General features: G+C 62.7%; 12 protein-coding genes. 3 read left to right on the top strand and 9 right to left on the bottom strand.

The genetic code is table 11. The annotated features are described in order from the left end of the window. Nucleotides 1-3 precede the first annotated feature (3 nt). From PY254_RS04455 to PY254_RS04465, 3 genes are all read right to left on the bottom strand, one after another. Complete coding sequence (locus PY254_RS04455; protein ID WP_281014275.1) at nt 4-201, bottom strand: hypothetical protein; 198 nt, start codon at nt 199-201, stop codon at nt 4-6. Between the two features lie 80 nt (nt 202-281). Beyond that, on the bottom strand, nt 282-860 hold the full coding sequence (locus PY254_RS04460) for an NnrU family protein (RefSeq protein WP_281014276.1): 579 nt from the start codon (nt 858-860) through the stop codon (nt 282-284). A gap of 14 nt (nt 861-874) precedes the next feature. Beyond that, entirely contained in the window at nt 875-1,471 is a 597-nt protein-coding gene (locus tag PY254_RS04465) for a HutD/Ves family protein (protein ID WP_281014277.1), read from the bottom strand. 551 nt (nt 1,472-2,022) lie between these two features. Between PY254_RS04465 and PY254_RS04470 the strand changes: the two genes are divergently transcribed. Next, the gene (locus PY254_RS04470; protein ID WP_281014278.1) at nt 2,023-4,953 is read left to right on the top strand and encodes a bifunctional diguanylate cyclase/phosphodiesterase; all 2,931 of its coding nucleotides are present in this window, start codon (nt 2,023-2,025) and stop codon (nt 4,951-4,953) included. Between the two features lie 106 nt (nt 4,954-5,059). Here PY254_RS04470 and dinG read toward each other — a convergent pair whose 3' ends face one another. Further along, complete coding sequence (gene dinG, locus PY254_RS04475; RefSeq protein WP_281014279.1) at nt 5,060-7,177, bottom strand: ATP-dependent DNA helicase DinG; 2,118 nt, start codon at nt 7,175-7,177, stop codon at nt 5,060-5,062. 183 nt (nt 7,178-7,360) lie between these two features. Here dinG and PY254_RS04480 point away from each other — a divergent pair, with 183 nt between their 5' ends. Beyond that, nucleotides 7,361-10,318, top strand: a complete 2,958-nt coding sequence (locus tag PY254_RS04480) for a bifunctional diguanylate cyclase/phosphodiesterase (protein WP_281014280.1) — start codon at nt 7,361-7,363, stop codon at nt 10,316-10,318. Nucleotides 10,319-10,328: 10 nt separating this feature from the next. Here the strand turns inward: PY254_RS04480 and PY254_RS04485 are convergent, their stop codons facing one another. From PY254_RS04485 to PY254_RS04505, 5 genes are all read right to left on the bottom strand, one after another. After that, nucleotides 10,329-10,982, bottom strand: a complete 654-nt coding sequence (locus PY254_RS04485) for a DsbA family oxidoreductase (protein ID WP_281014281.1) — start codon at nt 10,980-10,982, stop codon at nt 10,329-10,331. A 281-nt stretch (nt 10,983-11,263) separates the two neighbouring features. Further along, complete coding sequence (locus tag PY254_RS04490; RefSeq protein WP_281014282.1) at nt 11,264-11,830, bottom strand: hypothetical protein; 567 nt, start codon at nt 11,828-11,830, stop codon at nt 11,264-11,266. A gap of 109 nt (nt 11,831-11,939) precedes the next feature. Further along, the gene (locus PY254_RS04495) at nt 11,940-13,586 is read right to left on the bottom strand and encodes an NAD(P)/FAD-dependent oxidoreductase (protein ID WP_281014283.1); all 1,647 of its coding nucleotides are present in this window, start codon (nt 13,584-13,586) and stop codon (nt 11,940-11,942) included. An 87-nt stretch (nt 13,587-13,673) separates the two neighbouring features. Next, nucleotides 13,674-14,180: a DUF1993 domain-containing protein gene (locus tag PY254_RS04500; protein WP_281014284.1), complete on the bottom strand. Its 507-nt coding sequence runs from the start codon at nt 14,178-14,180 to the stop codon at nt 13,674-13,676. After that, nucleotides 14,177-15,532, bottom strand: a complete 1,356-nt coding sequence (locus PY254_RS04505; protein ID WP_281014285.1) for a TCR/Tet family MFS transporter — start codon at nt 15,530-15,532, stop codon at nt 14,177-14,179. The genes PY254_RS04500 and PY254_RS04505 overlap by 4 nt, the downstream gene beginning before the upstream one ends. A 126-nt stretch (nt 15,533-15,658) precedes the next feature. Here PY254_RS04505 and PY254_RS04510 point away from each other — a divergent pair, with 126 nt between their 5' ends. Next, nucleotides 15,659-17,377, top strand: coding sequence for a DUF8614 domain-containing protein (locus PY254_RS04510; protein WP_281014286.1), 1,719 nt, complete (start codon nt 15,659-15,661; stop codon nt 17,375-17,377). Nucleotides 17,378-17,453: the final 76 nt, after the last annotated feature.

The raw sequence follows: 17,453 nt of genomic DNA on the forward strand, positions 1-17,453 counted from the left end.
CGCTCAGGCTGGCCGGCCGCGCAGTACCCGCGCCGGCAGCATCAGCAAACCACCGAGGAAGGCGAACACGGCGTTGACGGTGATGCCCACCAGTCGCAAGGGCAACAACAGCAGCCACACGATCGGATACAGCACCAGCGCCAGCAGCGCCAGCGGCCAGCAGAACACCAGCAGCAACAGCCAGAGCAGAAAAGCAGCCATGAGGTGAACCTCGCCAATGGGCAGATGGTTTTCAGTCTAGCGCAGCGTCGTCGCTGACCCCAGATGACTCTCGGCACCCGTCAGGCCATGGGTGACACGCCTATCAGCCACAGGTGCAACCAGAACGCAAAGGCCACCCAGAGCGCGATACCGACCAACCCGGCCAGTACATCACCTTGCAGTGTGCCGGCTGGATAGCGGGTGCCGGCGGTGCGGTCGCGTCGGCGCGACACGGCGAACAGCATCACGGCCCACAGCAGAAAGGCGCCGAACATCACCACATCGTGCAGCATGCCGGTGGCCAGCAGATGTCCAAGCGCCCAACTCTTTACGCCCAACAACATCGGGTGGCCGAGTTTTGCCTTGAGATGGTTGCGTGGAATATAGGCCGCCGCCAGCAGCACGAATGCCAGCAGGGCGAACAATGCGTTGAGATGACGCAGCGCGAGCGGTGGTGCATACAGCGACACCGGTTGCTGCCGGGCCAGTCCGAAGCCCCAGCAGATCAGTACGAAGCCGATCAGCGAAACCAGTGCAAACAGACCCTTCCAGGGCATCGTGCCCCAGCGCTCACGTTGTCGGTTGCGCCAGTCATGGGCAAACACGCCCAGCGAGTGACTGCCGAGGAAGATCAGCAGACCGACGATCAGCAGGGTCATGTGGCTTGCCTGGCTCAGGATGCTGCTGCCGAGTATACGGGTGCGGCTGCGGCTGAGGCGCCGCGCGGCTCCACCTGCACGGCCAGCGCGAGTGCGCCGTCGTGCAAGGTAGCGGCGCTGTCATGTGACGACGGCAGCCAGGCCTCACCGGCTTGCAGTGGGCCGTCGATCGTGTCGATCCGGCCTTGCACGCAAAACACCAGTGCGATGGGCGCAAAGATCTGGTGCACGGCCGGGCCATGCCAGGCCAGCACGTCGCCTGCGACCCGGTTGCGCCGTAGCATCAGGTTGAAATCGCGGGTCGGCCCACCGAACAGGCTCACGGCAACCGTGGCTTCGCCGGGAAACGAAAACGGAACCAGTGGCTGAGTCAGCGCGTGCGTGGCCTCGTCGTCCAGTGTCATGTTGAAGCCGTCGCCGTCGATCAGCGCAATCAGCCGATCGATGCCGGGGAAGGTCGAGAATGGCGCGGCGCTGTCTACCTCGGCGATGCTCACCCGCCATTCAAAATCCTCGCTGCCTGCCGCCGGCGGATGAATGGCCAGTTCACGGGTGCGGCCCAGTCCATTTTTCCAGGCTTTTGGCGGGCAATCCTGCAGGCGGATGATCATTTGGCGTTCCGGCGAGTGCGTGGTGGCGCGGCGATTGCCCGGAGCATAGCGCGGTCACCAGCCTCGCAGGCGTCGAGCCGGGCGTGGCGACGACGGCAGCCTGCTGAAGCGCTTCGCAAACAGCGGAGCTTCAGGGTGGTCATCATTGGACGCAGGTGGTCACCGTTGTTTGTGTACGGGCATGCCCGACGACGGCTCACCTGGGCCACCCCCGGAGCGAAGTGCTGCGGTCTTTCGCCCATGGCAGTGCGTAGGGTCGAGAATGGGCCGCGGCCCCTTCGAACGAGCGCACCGGCACGGAGATTGCAAGGTTTTCCGCAATGTGTTCGAGTTCCAGTGACGCGGCTTGAACATCGGGTGTTTCACCCTGTGCTATCTGGCTCGAGTGTGGTGGCCGGTTGTCGTGCAGTCGTGAGGATGGAGGCGGGCTTCAACATGAGCATGAGAGTGACCACAGCATTCAATGGCCGTCGCCGGCTGGCATCCGTCCGGTCGTGGGTACTCCGGTCTTTCGCATGGGCTGCAAGCGCTCCCTGCCGTGGCGCCGAATAATGGCTGAATCGAGCGTCCCGACCGTCGACGCATCTGTTCAAGCCGCGCCTGCACTGTGGCTTGGTCGACTGATCGAGGCCAATACGCCGATGGAAGTCGGTGCCTTGATCATCGATGCCGCCGAATCCGTGCCGGGCTGCGCCGAAGTATGTCTGTTGTGGAGCGCCGACGAAGTACATCCGTACGGTGCTTCGCCGACGGCCGCCGAAGCGATCTGGGCACGGCATACGCTGGACGATCAGCGCATGCTCATAGCCGATGACGGCTGCCTGGTGGCGTGGCGGCTGTTGTCGAGCGAAAGCTTCGTGTTGTTGCTGCGATTTACCCATGCGCAACATGCGTCGCCGCTGCGCGAGGTCCTCGAGTCGACACTGGCCCTGACCACGCGTCGCCTGCGTCACGCCATTGATCTGGCTGACCTCTATCGCTCGCACGCCTTGCTGGCCCGCTCGGAGAATTTGCAGCGCGCACTGTTTGCGATTTCCGATCTGGCCGGCTCCGAGCTTGAAATGCCCGAGCTGCTGCGTGGCATCCACGCGATTGTCGGTTCGCTGATGTATGGCGAAAACTTTTTCATTGTCCGCTACCACCCGGAGCGCGGCAGCATCCGTTTTCTGTATTTCGTCGACGCCGAAGACCTTGATGGCCCCGATACCACGCTGGAAGAGCCGCTGGAGGATCTGCGCAACACGCTGACCTGGCATCTGCTGACTGGGGGCAAGGCCATGATGGGGCCGCTTGATCAAGTCCGTCAGCAGGTGAGCGGGCCGCTGGTGGTGAATGGTCCGGATTGCGGTGATTGGCTGGGTGTGCCGATGTTGCGCAACGGCCAGGTGTTCGGCGGCCTGGTGGTGCAAAGCTACAGCGACGGTCGCGTCTATTCCGACGAGGATCGTGCGTTGCTGGAGTTCGTCGCCAAGCACATCCTCACCGCGCTGGAACGCAAGCAGAGCAAGGCCGAGCTGGAGTTACGCGTGCGCCAGCGCACCCAGGAACTGGCCCGGGCCAACGAGGGCCTGCAGCTGGAAATCGAGGAGCGCCAGCGCGCCGAAAAACTGCAGGCGTCGTTGTTTCAACTGGCCCAGCTGGCCACCGCCGATATTGACGAGCACGAGTTCTACCAGCGCGTGCATGCGGTGGTCGGTGCGCTGATCAATGCGGAAAACTTCTTCATCGGCCTGGTCAACAAGGCCGCTGGCATGATGACCTTCACTTACGTCGTCGACGTCACCGACGAAGTGTATGTGGATCGACCGCTCGTGCGAGGTCTCAGCGAATACGTTGTGGCCCATGGGCCGTTGATCGCCGGCCGGGAAGCCGTGCGCCAGATGGCCCGGCGCGGACTTCTCGATCTGGAACTGGTTGGAACGCTCGCGGAATGCTGGCTGGGCGTGCCGCTGATGGTTGGCGAGGAAGTGATCGGCCTGGTTGCCGTGCAGAACTATGCCGAAGAGGCAGCCTATGTCACGGCCGATCAGGAATTGCTCTCGTTTGCCGCACTGCAGATAGCCAACAGCATCTATCGTCGCAGCACCGCCGCCTCCCTGCATGAGGCCAATACCCAGCTGGAACGACGGGTGGAGGAGCGCACGCACGAGTTGAGGCAGCAGATTCGCCAGCGTGAAGAGATCCAGGAGCAACTCAAGCATCAGGTGATGCATGACGCGCTCACCGGGTTGCCCAACCGAAGCTTCCTGCGTGATCGCCTGGCCAGAACGCTGGCCTTGATCAAGCGTGAGCCGAATCGTCGTTTCGCCTTGCTCTATCTCGATATCGACCGTTTCAAGGTAATCAACGACAGTCTGGGTCACCTCGCCGGCGATCAGTTCCTGCAGGAAGTGGCCCGCCGGCTGCTTAGCTGCGTGCGTGAGCCGGATCTGGTGGCGCGCCTGTCCGGCGATGAGTTCGCGATACTGTTGGAAGAAGTTCCGCATCCGGGCAGTGCCATGACTGTGGCGCAGCGGATGCTCACCGCGCTGGCTCAGCCCCTGCTGGTGGACGGAAGAGAGCTGGAGCCCTCGGCCAGCATCGGCATTGCGATCGGTGACGCCACGTATGCCGGCGCCGACGAAGTGCTGCGTGACGCCGATACCGCGCTGTATCGCGCGAAGGAAAAAGGGCGCAAGCGCTTCGAGTTGTTCGACGAGACGTTGGCGAAGAATGCCATCGACGTATTGACCCTGGAAGGTGAGCTCCGGCATGCGCTGGTGCACGATGAATTCGAGCCTTATTTTCAGCCGATTCGCCGGCTCAGTGACAACGAAGTGGTCGGTTACGAGGCGTTGATTCGCTGGAACCATCCACAGCGCGGTCTGATTGGTCCGGATGGTTTCATCAAGATTGCCCAGGACTGCGGCATGATCGAGGCGATCGACTGGCGGATGTTCGAACTCAGTTGCCGTGCCTTGGCGCAACACGGAGCGGGTGCTTCGTACGTGACCATCAATGTCTCGGCCCTGCATCTTGGCAGTGCCGGTTTCGATACGCGCCTGCTTGAATTGGTTGAGCGCTGCGGTCTGTCACCCGGACGATTGATCGCCGAAGTGACTGAAGGTGCGTTGATCGAACACCCCGAGCGCGTGCGCGCGATGCTGGAGCGCTTGCGCAGCGTTGGCGTAGGCGCGGCGCTTGACGACTTCGGTACCGGTTACTCCTCACTCAGTTATCTGCATTCACTGCCGCTGCGCATGCTGAAGATCGACCGCGCCTTCGTGCAGGAATTGAACAAGGGCAGCAATACCAGCAGCACCCGCGTGGTGGCGGCCATTCTTGCGCTGGCCCGCGCACTGGACCTGCAAGTCGTTGCCGAAGGCATCGAAACCGAGGTCGAGCGTGATGCGCTCATTGCAATGGGCTGCGAACGTGGCCAGGGTTATTTGCTTGGCCGTCCGGCACCGGTGCGCAAGTGGCTGACACCACGTCAGGACTGATTCGCCTGCACCACTGATCCAGGCATTGAAGCGAGGTCTTGTCTGATCGGTGGCGACGTGCCTGCCTGTTTGTCAGGCGCCATCGCCGGTGTCGTGCAACTTTCGCTCACGCCGACTTTGCGATGACGCGCTCGAACGGTGGCAATGCGCGCAACATGCCGGCACCGTAGCGTTTGGTGACCACGCGCCGATCCAGCAACACGATGCGGCCGTGATCGGTTTCATTGCGAATCAAACGGCCACAGTACTGGGTGAGCAGGCGCGTAGCTTCGGGGATGCTCACCTCGATGAATGGATTGCGTCCGCGTGATTCCAGCCATTCGGCATAGGTTGCGCCGACCGGATCGGTGGGCACTGCAAATGGCAGTTGGGTGATTACCACCGTCTCGCAGAACTTGCCCGGCAGGTCGAGACCTTCGCCGAACGAAGCCAGGCCGAACAACGTGCTGCCCTTGCCGGCGTCGATGTCGGCGCAATGCTCGGCAATCAATTGCGACTTGCCCAGCGAGCCTTGTGCGCGCACCTTGCGCACCTGGGCGATCGGCAGCTTCTGCAGCACCCGGTCAAGTTTCACCCGCGAGGTGAACAACACCAGGTTGCCAGCGTCCCAGTCCAGGTTGGCGGCCAGCCATTCACTGATTTCTTCCGCATGCGCTTCGCGCGCGTCCGGCATCGTGCGCATCGCCGGCACTTCCAGCCGGGCCTGTGCGGTGAGGTCGAACGGCGAGGGCAGGCTCAAGGTCACCGCATCGTCGGGCAGGCCGACCGCATCGGCGAAGCCGCGGAAATTGCCACCGGCGCTGAGCGTGGCCGAGGTCATCACCACGCCGCTGGCGTTCTCCCACAACACGTTGCGCAACAGGCCGGCGGCGGATACCGCCGAGGCATGGCAGACCAGTTGTTGATCGGCGCCCAGGGTGATCCAGCGCGCCAGCGGCGGTGCGTTGTCCGGATCATCGCGAGACCAGGCACGCCAGCACGCCGCCTGCTTGCCGATGCGCTCCAGCGCGATGCCCAATTCGCGCGACAAGGCTTCCTGGGTCGGGCCACCGTCGGTCATTTCCACCACCGCGCGACGCACGGCTGCCAGCCAGCGTTGCACCTCGCCGGTCAGCACATCCAGCACGCTGGCGTGTATCACCCATGGCTCCGGCAACTGGCCGAGGGAGCCGCGATACATCGGTTCGTTCTCGGCCGGATCGGGTAGCCAGCCGAGGCGGATTTCCCGCTCCAGTTCCTCCAGCGTATGGCTCAGTTCCTGCAGCTTTTCGTCGCCCTGGTCGAGGCTGAGCTTGCCGAGGCGCTCTTTGTCGGTGAGCGAATAGGCCGCGTGCACCTGGCGGCCGAGCCGACTCAGTTGGCGCACAGTGGCGGTCATGAAGACTTCGCTGGCGCCGCGTTCGATCGCCTTGCCGGGCACATGATGACCTTCGTCGAAGATGTACAGCGTTTCGTCCGGTCGCGGCAGGATCACGCCACCCCAGCCCTGCACGCCATCGGCGCCGCTTTCGCCCGGCATGGTCAGGTCGGCCAGCACCAGATCCTGGTTGGCCACGATGATCTCGGCATCGTCCACCGCGCGACGCGCGGCGAAGAACGGGCAGGCCATGAACTGGCCGCACTTGCGCCCGGTGCAACCCCCGGCGCTGGTGGTGATCATCGGTCGTAGCAAGTCACTGACGGGCTCTGGCGCGCTGTCCATGTCGCCGTTCCATTCGTTGTGGTCGAATGCCGCGCGCAGTTTCGCCAGGGATTGCTTGTCGCGCGCCTGCGGCGGCTTGTTCCACAGCAACAGATCCGATTCGAAACCGGCCAGGCCCATCTGCGCGTCGTGGATGCTGTTGGCCGCCATCAGCAGGTTGCGTGGGCACAGGTAGCGGCCGCGGCCCTTGGCCAGCGCCACCTTCGCCTCGATCCCGTTGAGCTGCAGATACAGCGGAATGTCCCGCTGCACCAGTTGCTCCTGCAGCGCCACCGTGGCGGTGGCAATCAGCAGCTTTTTCTTCTGGAAACGGGCCACTTCGACACCGGCGATCAAGTAAGCCATCGACTTGCCCGTGCCGGTGGGCGCTTCGATCACCGCCACGCCGCCCGTCTCGCCGAACGCCTTGGCCACCTCGGCAATCATCCGTCCCTGCGAGGCGCGCGCGCGGAAGCCCGGCAGGCCGTCCTTCAGGCGTGCGTAGGCGGCGCGAATGGCGTCTTTGGTGGTGTCGGCAAGCATGCATCAAACCTGTGGTGCGGCGGTGGCGTGGGCATGGGCGGCGGCGAGGCAGCGCTTGTTGCCGGCAGTCGGCAGTCATGCCTTGCAACAGTCTATCGGCATGCGTGCTTCACCGCGTTGCCGACGCTGTTACAAGAGGTATGCTAACCGGGAACGTTCGAGGCGCTGGCATGGGGGACTCCTTTGACAAAAAAAGTTGATCCCGCCGCGGCGCCCCCGCCCGATGCGACGTTGCAGTTGGCCTGGCTGGCCCGACTGACCGCTGCCGAGACGGCGAATGACATGGCCGCCGCAATTGTTGCGCTGGTGCAGGCCGTGGATGGTTGCCGCACGGCCACTGTGTTGTGGGGGCTGGATGATGAGACCTCTCGCCACCAGGTACCGGCGGTCCCGCTGGATGCAGCCGACTGGTCATGGCTGACCAGCACCCATCACGAGCAGGGGCCACACTGGCATCCGGACGGGCAGCGCGTGGCGTTGCCGCTATGCCGGAAGCCGGAACGCGCGCTGCTGCTGCTCGCCGTGCAAGCGGGTGTTGATGGCGAGGCGCTGATCGATCAGCTGGCGGTACCGCTGCAGCTGGCCAGTCAGCAATTGCAGCGGGCGCTGGAATGGGCGGAGTTGCAGCATTCCCACCAACAGCTGGCGCGTTCGGAAAGCTTGCAGCGCGCACTGTTCGCGATCTCCGATCTGGCCGGCTCCGAGCGCGACATGCCATCGATGCTGCGTGGCATCCACGCGATTTTCAGCACCTTGATGTACGCCGAAAATCTGTTCATCGTGCAGCGAAATGTCGAGCAGAACACGATCCGCTTCCTGTATTTCGTCGATGTCGAATCGGGTCCGCTGTTTGAAATCGACCGTGACATGCCGATGGAAGCGCTCGACGGTACGTTGACCTGGCAAGTGATTCATCACGGTCGCGCATTGCGCGGTGATGCGGATGAGTTGCGCCAGCAGGCCTCCGGTCCAGTAGCGCTGATTGGCGCCGACAGCTACGACTGGCTGGGTGTGCCGATGCTGCGTGATGGCCAGGCGCATGGCGCGCTGGTGGTACAGAGTTATCGGCAGGACGTGGGCTATACCGAAGAAGATCAGGCGTTGCTGCAATTCGTCGGCACCCATGTGCTCACCGCGTTGGAGCGCAAGCAATCCAAGGCGGAGCTGGAACAGCGCGTGCAATTGCGCACCGTGCAACTGGCCGAAGCCAATCGCGGGCTGCAACTCGAAGTGGTCGAGCGGCAACGCGCCGAGCATCTGCAGGGCGCACTGTTTCGGATAGCCGAGCTGGCCACCGCGGATATCGACCAGGCCGAGTTCTACCGGCGCGTGCATGGGGTGGTCGGCGAGCTGCTGAACGCGGAAAATTACTTCATTGCCTTGTTGTCCGAGGATCGCCTGCGACTCACTTTCCCTTATTCAGTGGATGCAGTGCTGCCCCCGCCGGCCGAGCGTCCATTGGGCCGTGGCCTGAGCGAATACGTCTTGCGTCAAGGTGCTGCCGTGCGCTTCGGTAATGCGCAAATCGAGGAGCTTGAGCGCCTCGGCGAAGTGGCGCCCGGCCGGATGGGTTCGCCGGCGTCGAGCTGGCTGGGCGTGCCGTTGATTGTCGGTGACGAAGTGATCGGGCTGGTCACCGTGCAGAGCTATAACTCGGACGTGGTGTACGACGCGGCCGACCAGGAACTGCTCAGCTTCGTGGCCTCGCAAATCGCCAACAGCCTCACCCGCCGTCGTGCCGCCGAATCCCTGAAGCGTGCCTATGAAGAACTGGAACATCGGGTGGAGGAGCGCACTCAGGCCTTGCGCAAGGAGATCCTCGAGCGTGAACGCATCCAGGAGCAACTGCGCCATCAGGTGATGCACGATGCACTGACGGGTCTGCCTAATCGCAGCTATCTGCGTGAGCGGATCGATCGCGCGCTGGCGCTGATCCGCGACCATCCGGAGCAGCGCTGTGCACTGCTTTACCTCGACGTGGACCGTTTCAAGATCATCAACGACAGCCTTGGCCACCTCGCTGGCGACGTGGTCCTGAAGGAAGTGGCCAACCGACTGGGCAGCTGTGTGCGTCATCCCGACCTGGTGGCACGATTGTCCGGTGATGAATTCGCGATACTGCTGGAAGACGAGGGCCTGCCGTCCATGGCGGCGGTGGTGGCGCAGCGGGTGCTGGATGCGTTTGGCCTGCCCATGCTGGTCTCCGGCAAGGAGTTGCAGGTAACCGCCAGCATTGGCATTGCGCTGGGCGACGATCACTACGCCAGTGCTGACGAGGTGCTGCGCGACGCAGACGTCGCGCTGTACCGGGCCAAGGCACTGGGTCGCAAGCGCTACGCGATGTTCGACGAGAACCTGGCGAAGAACGTGATCGACGTGCTGGCGATGGAAGGCGAATTGCGCCAGGCACTGCGGAACGATCAGTTCGAGCCGTATTTTCAGCCCATCTGTGCGCTGGACGGCAGCGACCGTGTACTGGGTTACGAGGCGTTGATCCGCTGGAACCATCCCGCGCGGGGCGTGGTGTTGCCGGGCGACTTCCTGAAGATTGCCGAGGACAGCGGCATGATCGAGGCGATCGATTGGCGCATGTTCGAGCTCAGTTGTCAGCGCCTGCCGCAGCACGATCCCGGCGACACCTTCATGACGATCAACGTCGCTGCATACCACCTGCGGCACGTGGATTTCGACCGCCGGTTGGTAGAGATGCTGGAACGCACCGGTCTGCCGGCGTCGCGACTGGTGGTGGAGGTCACCGAAGGTGCGTTGCTGGACGATCCCGACCATGTGCGGGCCATGCTGGATCGCCTGCGGCTGATCGGCGTGGGCGCCGCGCTCGATGATTTCGGCACCGGCTACTCATCGCTGAGCTATCTGCATTCGCTGCCGTTGCGCATCCTGAAGATTGACCGCGCCTTCGTGCATGAGCTGGACAAGGGCGCGAACACCTCGGGCACCACGGTGGTGGCAGCCATTCTGGCATTGGCGCGCGCCTTGAATATCCAAGTGATTGCGGAAGGCATCGAGACGCGGATTCAGCGTGCCGCTCTGATCGCGATGGGTTGCGAAATGGGTCAGGGTTATCTGCTGGGCCGTCCGGCGCCTGCGACCCAGGCGCCGACGCTTGATATTGCCGGCTGAGTTGCGCGGGTCAGCTGCCGGCGATGATCTGCCGCAACGCTTGTTCGAACGCCTCCGGCGGCTGACCGCCTGAAATCAGGTGCTGTCCGTTGATAATCGTCGCCGGTACCGAATGGATGCCGCGCGCAGTGAAGAACTCTTCTTGCGCACGTACTTCATCGGCATACTCACTGCCGGCGAGAATCTGTGCGGCGCGCTCGCCATCCAGCCCCGCTTCGATGGCCAGCCGCTGCAAGGTGCCGTGTGCGCTGACGTCCTCACCATCAGTGAAGTAGGCGCGCAGCAGAATCTGTTTCAGCGGTAGTTGGCGACCTTCAAGCCCGGCCCAGTGCAGCAGGCGGTGCGCATCGAACGTGTTGGAGACGCGGCTGCGCCGATCCATGTTGAAAACGAAGCCCAGCGCTGCACCGCGTTCGCGTATCGCTGCGCGGTTGGCGTCGATCTGCTCGGCATTGCTGCCGTACTTGCGCACCAGATGCTCGGTGGAGTCCTCACCTTCCGCAGCCATCTGCGGGTTCAGCTCGAATGGCTGGAAGTGAATCCTGGCGCTGACCTCGCCGTCCAGCTTCGCCAATGCCTGCTGCAGCGAAGCCAGCCCCACCGCGCACCACGGACAGGAAACGTCGGAGACGAAGTCGATGCGAAGGGGAGTAGAAGAGTTCATGGCGCGACCTGTGATGTGAGTGATACAGATGCAGGTTTGGGTGGATCAAGCCCGCTTCAAGTCAAGCTGCGCTGGTTTTGCGGTCGTCATGGTCATGTCGCACGCGACGAGCGGGCATCGAGCTGCACCTGAGCGCGAGCTGATGGCGCAGCATTGCAACGAAAGTTGCATGGCTTCAACAGGGGGACCAGAAAGCAGTTATGCGACGGTGGCAGTCGAGATTAATTGCGTGCAAGGCGTTGCCGCGCAGGTCTCGCCAGAGGGGCGGCAATATAGCCTACTCATGCATCATGGGTAGTACCCCAGATCTGCTTGAAAGCCATCCCGCTGATGCCACATTCCGCGATTCGGTTCTCAAGCTCCGACTTTGCTGCTTCATTGACGTAAATGCTTGAGCGGACGGCTGGATCTTTGAATACCACGGCCTGCGCAGGGATCGCGGATTCGTTGAATGCAGGCGTCTTGACGAACCCTCCAGGCACTACCTCCGACCGATCAAGATCCACGCTGGCGATGATATGGGTGACGTTGTAGTAATACTCGACCTCACCCAACACGTCGACTTCAAGTAGTTGACCGAACTGCGCCAGGAAGTCCCCTAGCGCCTTGCGCGACTTGCCATTGAGCACCATGCACCCAGGCCGGAAGGGGCTTATGTCAGCACGTGGCTTTTGCTTCTTCCGTTTCTTGTCCACGGATGGTTGCAACTTGGGACACTGGTCCCAGTGCATGGGTGATCCGTCATCACTGAACTGATCCCAAAAATGCAAATTGAGTCGATCCGCTTCCGTCACCACCAGCATGGATACCTGGCCGATCAAGTCGTTAGTAATTTCCCAAAGTCTCATTTCACAGCCCAATTAGTAGAGGAAGGGTAATCCCCCATTTCCGTTCATGCTGCGGGCCAGGCCGTTGGCGTGATCGGTCGCCGTAAGAAGACAATGGGCCGCAGGCCGCTCAGTTTCCCGTCATGCTTAGTGCCACCGCCTCGGCCACCTTGATGCCGTCCACGGCGGCGGAAAGAATGCCTCCGGCATAACCGGCGCCTTCGCCAGCCGGATACAGGCCGCGCGTGTTGAGACTCTGCAGGCTGTCGTCGCGTTTGACCCGTACCGGTGCCGAGGTGCGTGTCTCGACGCCAGTGAGGATCGCGTCGTGCATCGCGTAGCCACGGACCTGCCGTTCGAACGCGGGTAGTGCCTCGCGGATTGCCGCGATGGCGTAGTCGGGCAGGGCGCTATCCAGACTGCCCAAGGTGACGCTAGGCTTGTATGACGGCTGCACATCGCCGAATTCGCGTGAGGCGCGTCCGGCAAGGAAGTCGCCCACCAACTGCGCCGGCGCGCTGTAGTTTTCGCCGCCCAGCGTATAGGCGTGGCTTTCCAGCGCGCGCTGCAGCGCAATGCCGGCCAGCGGGCTGCCGCTATCATCGAACGGTGCGAAGTCGGCTGGGTCGATGCCGACCACCACCGCCGCGTTCGCGTTGCGCTCGTTACGCGAGTATTGGCTCATGCCGTTGGTGACCACGCGACCGGGCTCGCTGGTGGCGGCCACCACGGTGCCACCCGGACACATGCAGAAGCTGTATACCGAACGGCCGCTGCCGGCGTGGCTGCCTTTGCAGTGATGCACCAGCTTGTAGTCGGCTGCGCCCAGCACGGGATGTCCTGCCTGCGGGCCGAAACGCGCACGATCGATCACCGACTGGGGATGCTCGATGCGGAAGCCTACCGAAAACGGTTTGGCTTCCAGATAGACGCCGCGTTGGTGCAGCATCTCGAAGGTGTCGCGCGCGCTGTGGCCGGGTGCCAGCACCACGTGATCGGAGCGAAGTTGCTCGCCGCCGGCCAGGGTGACACCGCGCACATGACGTTCGCCGCTGGCATCGGTGTCGATCAGCAAGTCATCGACGCGCTGGCTGAAGCGGATTTCGCCGCCCAGCGACTCGATCGTCTCGCGCATCTTTTCGACCATCGAGACCAGTCGGAACGTGCCGATATGCGGCTTGCTGACGTAGAGAATTTCCTCCGGTGCGCCCGCCTTGACGAATTCGGTCAGCACCTTGCGGCTGTGGTGCTGCGGATCGCGAATCTGGCTGTACAGCTTGCCGTCGGAAAACGTACCGGCACCGCCTTCGCCGAACTGCACGTTCGACTCGGGATGCAGTTCGCGCTTGCGCCACAGGTCCCAGGTATCTTTGGTGCGTTCGCGCACCGCCTTGCCGCGATCAAGGATGATCGGCCGAAAACCCATTTGCGCCAGGATCAGTCCCACGAACAAGCCGCACGGACCGAAGCCGATCACCAATGGGCGATGGATGAGCTGTGCGGGCGCTTTCGCCACGAAGTGGTAATCGGTATCCGGCGTGGGTTGTACGTGCGGATCATCGGCGAAGGTCTGCAGCAATTCGGCCTCGCGCGGTGTGTCCACATCCAGTGCATAGATCAGCAGGATCGCACCGCGTTTGCGTGCATCGTGGCCGCGTCGCGCCACGCTGATGCTGCGGATATCGGCAGCGTCGATGTGCAGCCGCTTGCGTACGGCGGCATGCAGAGCTGCCTCGTCGTGGTCGAGGGGCAGCTTGAGGTCGGTCAGTCGCAGCATGGTCCAGCGTTCCGGCAAGGCTTGAAGTGCATGCGGCGATTTTCGCAGATATTGCGCCGCCGCGAGGGTCGCGGCGGCGCGGGCGGATCAGGACTCGCCGATGAAATCGGATTTTCCAATGCTGGTGCCGGCCTCGCGCAGGATGTTGTACGCGGTGGTGCAGTGGAAGAACAGGTTGGGAATCAGGAAGGTCAATAGATACGTCTGGCCGTCGAAATTCAGCTCGCCACTGCGCATTTTCAGGTGGATGGCGCGGGTTTCGCTGCCGTCGATCTGATCGGCGGTGAAGCTCTTGACGTAGTCGATCGAGCGCTCGATCCGGCTGTACGCCTGAGCCAGTGTGGTTTCGTTGTCTTCGAATGCCTGTGGCTCCACGCCGGCAAGCCGGGCGCTGCCGCGGGTAGCCATGTCGCAGGCAATCTGGATCTGCTTGATCAGCGGCAGCATGTCGGGGATCAGCCGTGTCTGCAGCAGCACTTCATCACTGACGTTCTTCGCGGCGGCATGTTCCTCACCCTTCTTCAGCACATGGGCAAGATTGCTCAGTGCGCGGACGAAGACGGGGGCTGAAGCCTGGTGCATGGAAAGTGTCATGGTTGATCTTCCTGGGGTGGGTGGGGTGTGGCAGACGGGTGGAGCGCGGCGAACGGTGGCATGTCGCCGGGAGGGATTTCGGGAAGCGGTTCTGCAAGCGGAACGATGCTGTTGCAGCGGGTCATGCCCTGTGTGGCGCGCGCGGCGATCACCAGGCCAACCAGCATCAGCGTGGCCGAAAGCAGGAAGGCTACACCCGGCAGGTGGATCGCCGAGCCTGGCGCGATCGACAGTGCAAAGATCTGTGCAAATAGGTACGGACCGAAGATGCCGGCGAAACTGCCCAGGCTGCCGATCGCACCTTGCAGCCGACCCTGCTCCGAGGGGTCGACCTGCTGGGTCATCAGCGACTGGATCGGCGGCATCGCCAGCCCCCACAGCGCCAGCAGCGGAATGCCGAACAGGAAAGCCCAGCCGACATCAGCCAGGCCCATCACCAGAAACGCGCCGACGCCAAAAAACATGCCGGCCAGCAGTACGCGGCGTTCGCCGAAGCGCGGTGCCAGCTTGCCAGTCAGCACCGCCTGCACGAAGCCATCGCAGGCACCCACCAGCATCAAGGCATAGCCGACCGCCTGCGGACCCCAGCTGTAGCGGTAGTCTGTATACAGCACGAACACCGTTTGCAATACGTAGTGCGCCAGATAGACCAGAAACAGCACGATGGCCAGCTGGAACACCTGCGGCTGGCGACGCAACAGTTTCAGCGAGCCGAACGGATGTGCGCTGTGCAGTTCGATGCGCGCGGTGCGGCGCTCTTTCGGCAGCGACTCGGGAAGGATGAAAAAGCCGTAAAGGAAATTGCACAAGGCCATGACGGCGGCAACCCAGAACGGCAGGCGCAGCGCGATGCCGCCGAGGAAGCCGCCCAGTCCGGGACCGATGATGAAGCCCAGACCGAATGCGCTGCCGAGCAGGCCAAATGCCGCCGCGCGCTTCTCGGCGGGGATGATGTCGGCGACATAGGCATTCGCGGTGCTGAAGCTGGCTGCCGTCATGCCCAGCAGGATGCGCGCCACGAACAACAGCCACAGCGTCGGTGCCAGCGCCAGGAGCACGAAGTCCAGCGCCAGCCCCAGGTTGGAGATCAGGATCACCGGCCGCCGACCGTAGCGATCGGACAGCGCCCCCTGTATCGGCGCGAACACGAACTGCACGATGGCAAACACCGTGCTGAAAATGCCCACCCACCATGCGGCCTTCGCGATGCCACCGCCGGCCAGTTGCTCGATCAGGTGCGGCAGCACCGGAATGATGATGCCGAACGCCAGCATGTCCAGCAGCACGGTGACGTAGATGAAAGCCAGTGCAGCGCGGTGGCGTGGGGCGGTGGAGTCAGCTGGCGAGTCCATGGGCATGGCGAGGCGAGGGGAGTGCGACGATAGCGCGAAGCGCGGCGGCGCGGCATGTGCACCCACTCAGCTGGCATCGTCGCGTGAGCGCGATACCATGGAGCATTCTCCTGCCAGGACATCATCATGGTTCGACGTCTGCTTCCCGTCTGTCTGCTGCTGGCGCTTGCCGGCTGCTCATCCCATCAGGATGCACCGGCGCAAGCGCCAGTGTCGAAAGAGGAGCTGGCGCCGGCGCCCTCTGTCAGCGCTGCAACGGCGACGCCCGCTGCGGTCGAGAGTGCGGCAGCAGTGAAGCAGCACGTCGGTGACTACGCCACGGTAAAGCTCACTGCGGACTTGTCGAAGTTCGACGCCAAGCAGAAGCAGATGATCGCGCTGCTGATCGAAGCCGCCGACAGCACCAATGCGCTGTACTGGCAACAGGGTTGGGGCGACAAGAATGCATTGATGCAGAAGATCAGCGACCCGGCCACGCGCGAATTCGCCGAGATCAATTACGGTCCGTGGGACCGGTTGAACAATGACCAGTCGTTCGTCGACGGCATCGGCGCACGGCCGGCGGGCGCACAGTTTTATCCGGCCGACATGACCAAGGCCGAGTTCGAGCAGTCACCGCTGACCGACAAGACCGGTCTGTATACCTTGCTGCGCCGGGACGACAAGGGTCAGCTGATCACGGTGCCCTATCATCAGGCGTACAAGGCCGAGCTGGACAAGAGCGCCGGTCTGCTGCGTGAGGCGGCCAAACTGGCCGGCGATGCGGGCTTCCGCAAGTATCTGACCATGCGCGCCGACGCCTTGCAGAATGACGACTACCAGCCCAGCGATTTCGCCTGGATGGAGATGAAGACGAACCCGGTCGACATCGTGATCGGCCCGATCGAAACCTACGAAGACCAGCTGTTCGGTTACAAGGCCAGCTACGAATCCTACGTGTTGATCAAGGATCAGGCATGGAGTGCCAAGCTGGCACGCTTCGCCAAATACCTGCCCGAATTGCAGCGCGGCCTGCCGGTGGCGGACAAGTACAAGGCCGAAAAGCCGGGCTCCGATGCGGACCTGAATGCCTATTTCGCGATCTACTACGGTGGCGATGCCAACGTCGGCGCCAAGACCATTGCGATCAACCTGCCCAACGACGAGCAGGTGCAATTGAAGAAGGGCACACGTCGCCTGCAGCTGGAAAACGTGATGCAGGCGAAATTCGACAAGATCATGTTGCCGATCGGCCACGAGCTGATTGCCGACGATCAGCAGAAGCACCTCACCTTCGACGCCTTCTTCCAGAACACCATGTTCCACGAAGTCGCCCACGGCCTCGGCATCAAGGAAACGCTCGACGGCAAGGGCACCGTGCGCAAGGCACTGAAGGATCAGGCTTCCAGCTTCGAGGAAGGCAAGGCCGACATTCTCGGCCTGTACATGGTCACCAAGCTGGCCGACAGGGGCGAGCTGGACAAGTCGAAGCTGATGGACAACTACGTCACCTTCCTCGCCGGCATCCTGCGCTCGGTGCGCTTCGGCGCCAGCGATGCACACGCCAAGGCGAACATGGTGCGCTTCAACTTCTTCAAGCAGCAGGGTGCGTTCAGTCGTGATGAAACGACGGGCCGCTACCGCGTCGATTTCGACAAGATGACTGCGGCGATGAATGCGTTGTCAGCGAAGCTTCTGACCATTCAGGGTGACGGTGATTATGCTGCGGCGAAGCAGCTCACCGATCAGATGGGCAATGTCGACGCACAGCTGGCCGGTGATCTGAAGCGACTGGACCAGGCGCATATTCCGGTTGATGTTCGCTTCGAGCAGGGGTTGGATGTGCTGGGTCTGAAGAAGCCCTGACACTCTACGCAGGAGCGCACCCTGTGCGCGATTCCCTTCGTCACGCGGCGGAAGGCATCGCGCACAGGGTGCGCTC

The organism is Rhodanobacter sp. AS-Z3, from assembly GCF_029224025.1.
Classification (GTDB): Bacteria; Pseudomonadota; Gammaproteobacteria; order Xanthomonadales; family Rhodanobacteraceae; genus Rhodanobacter.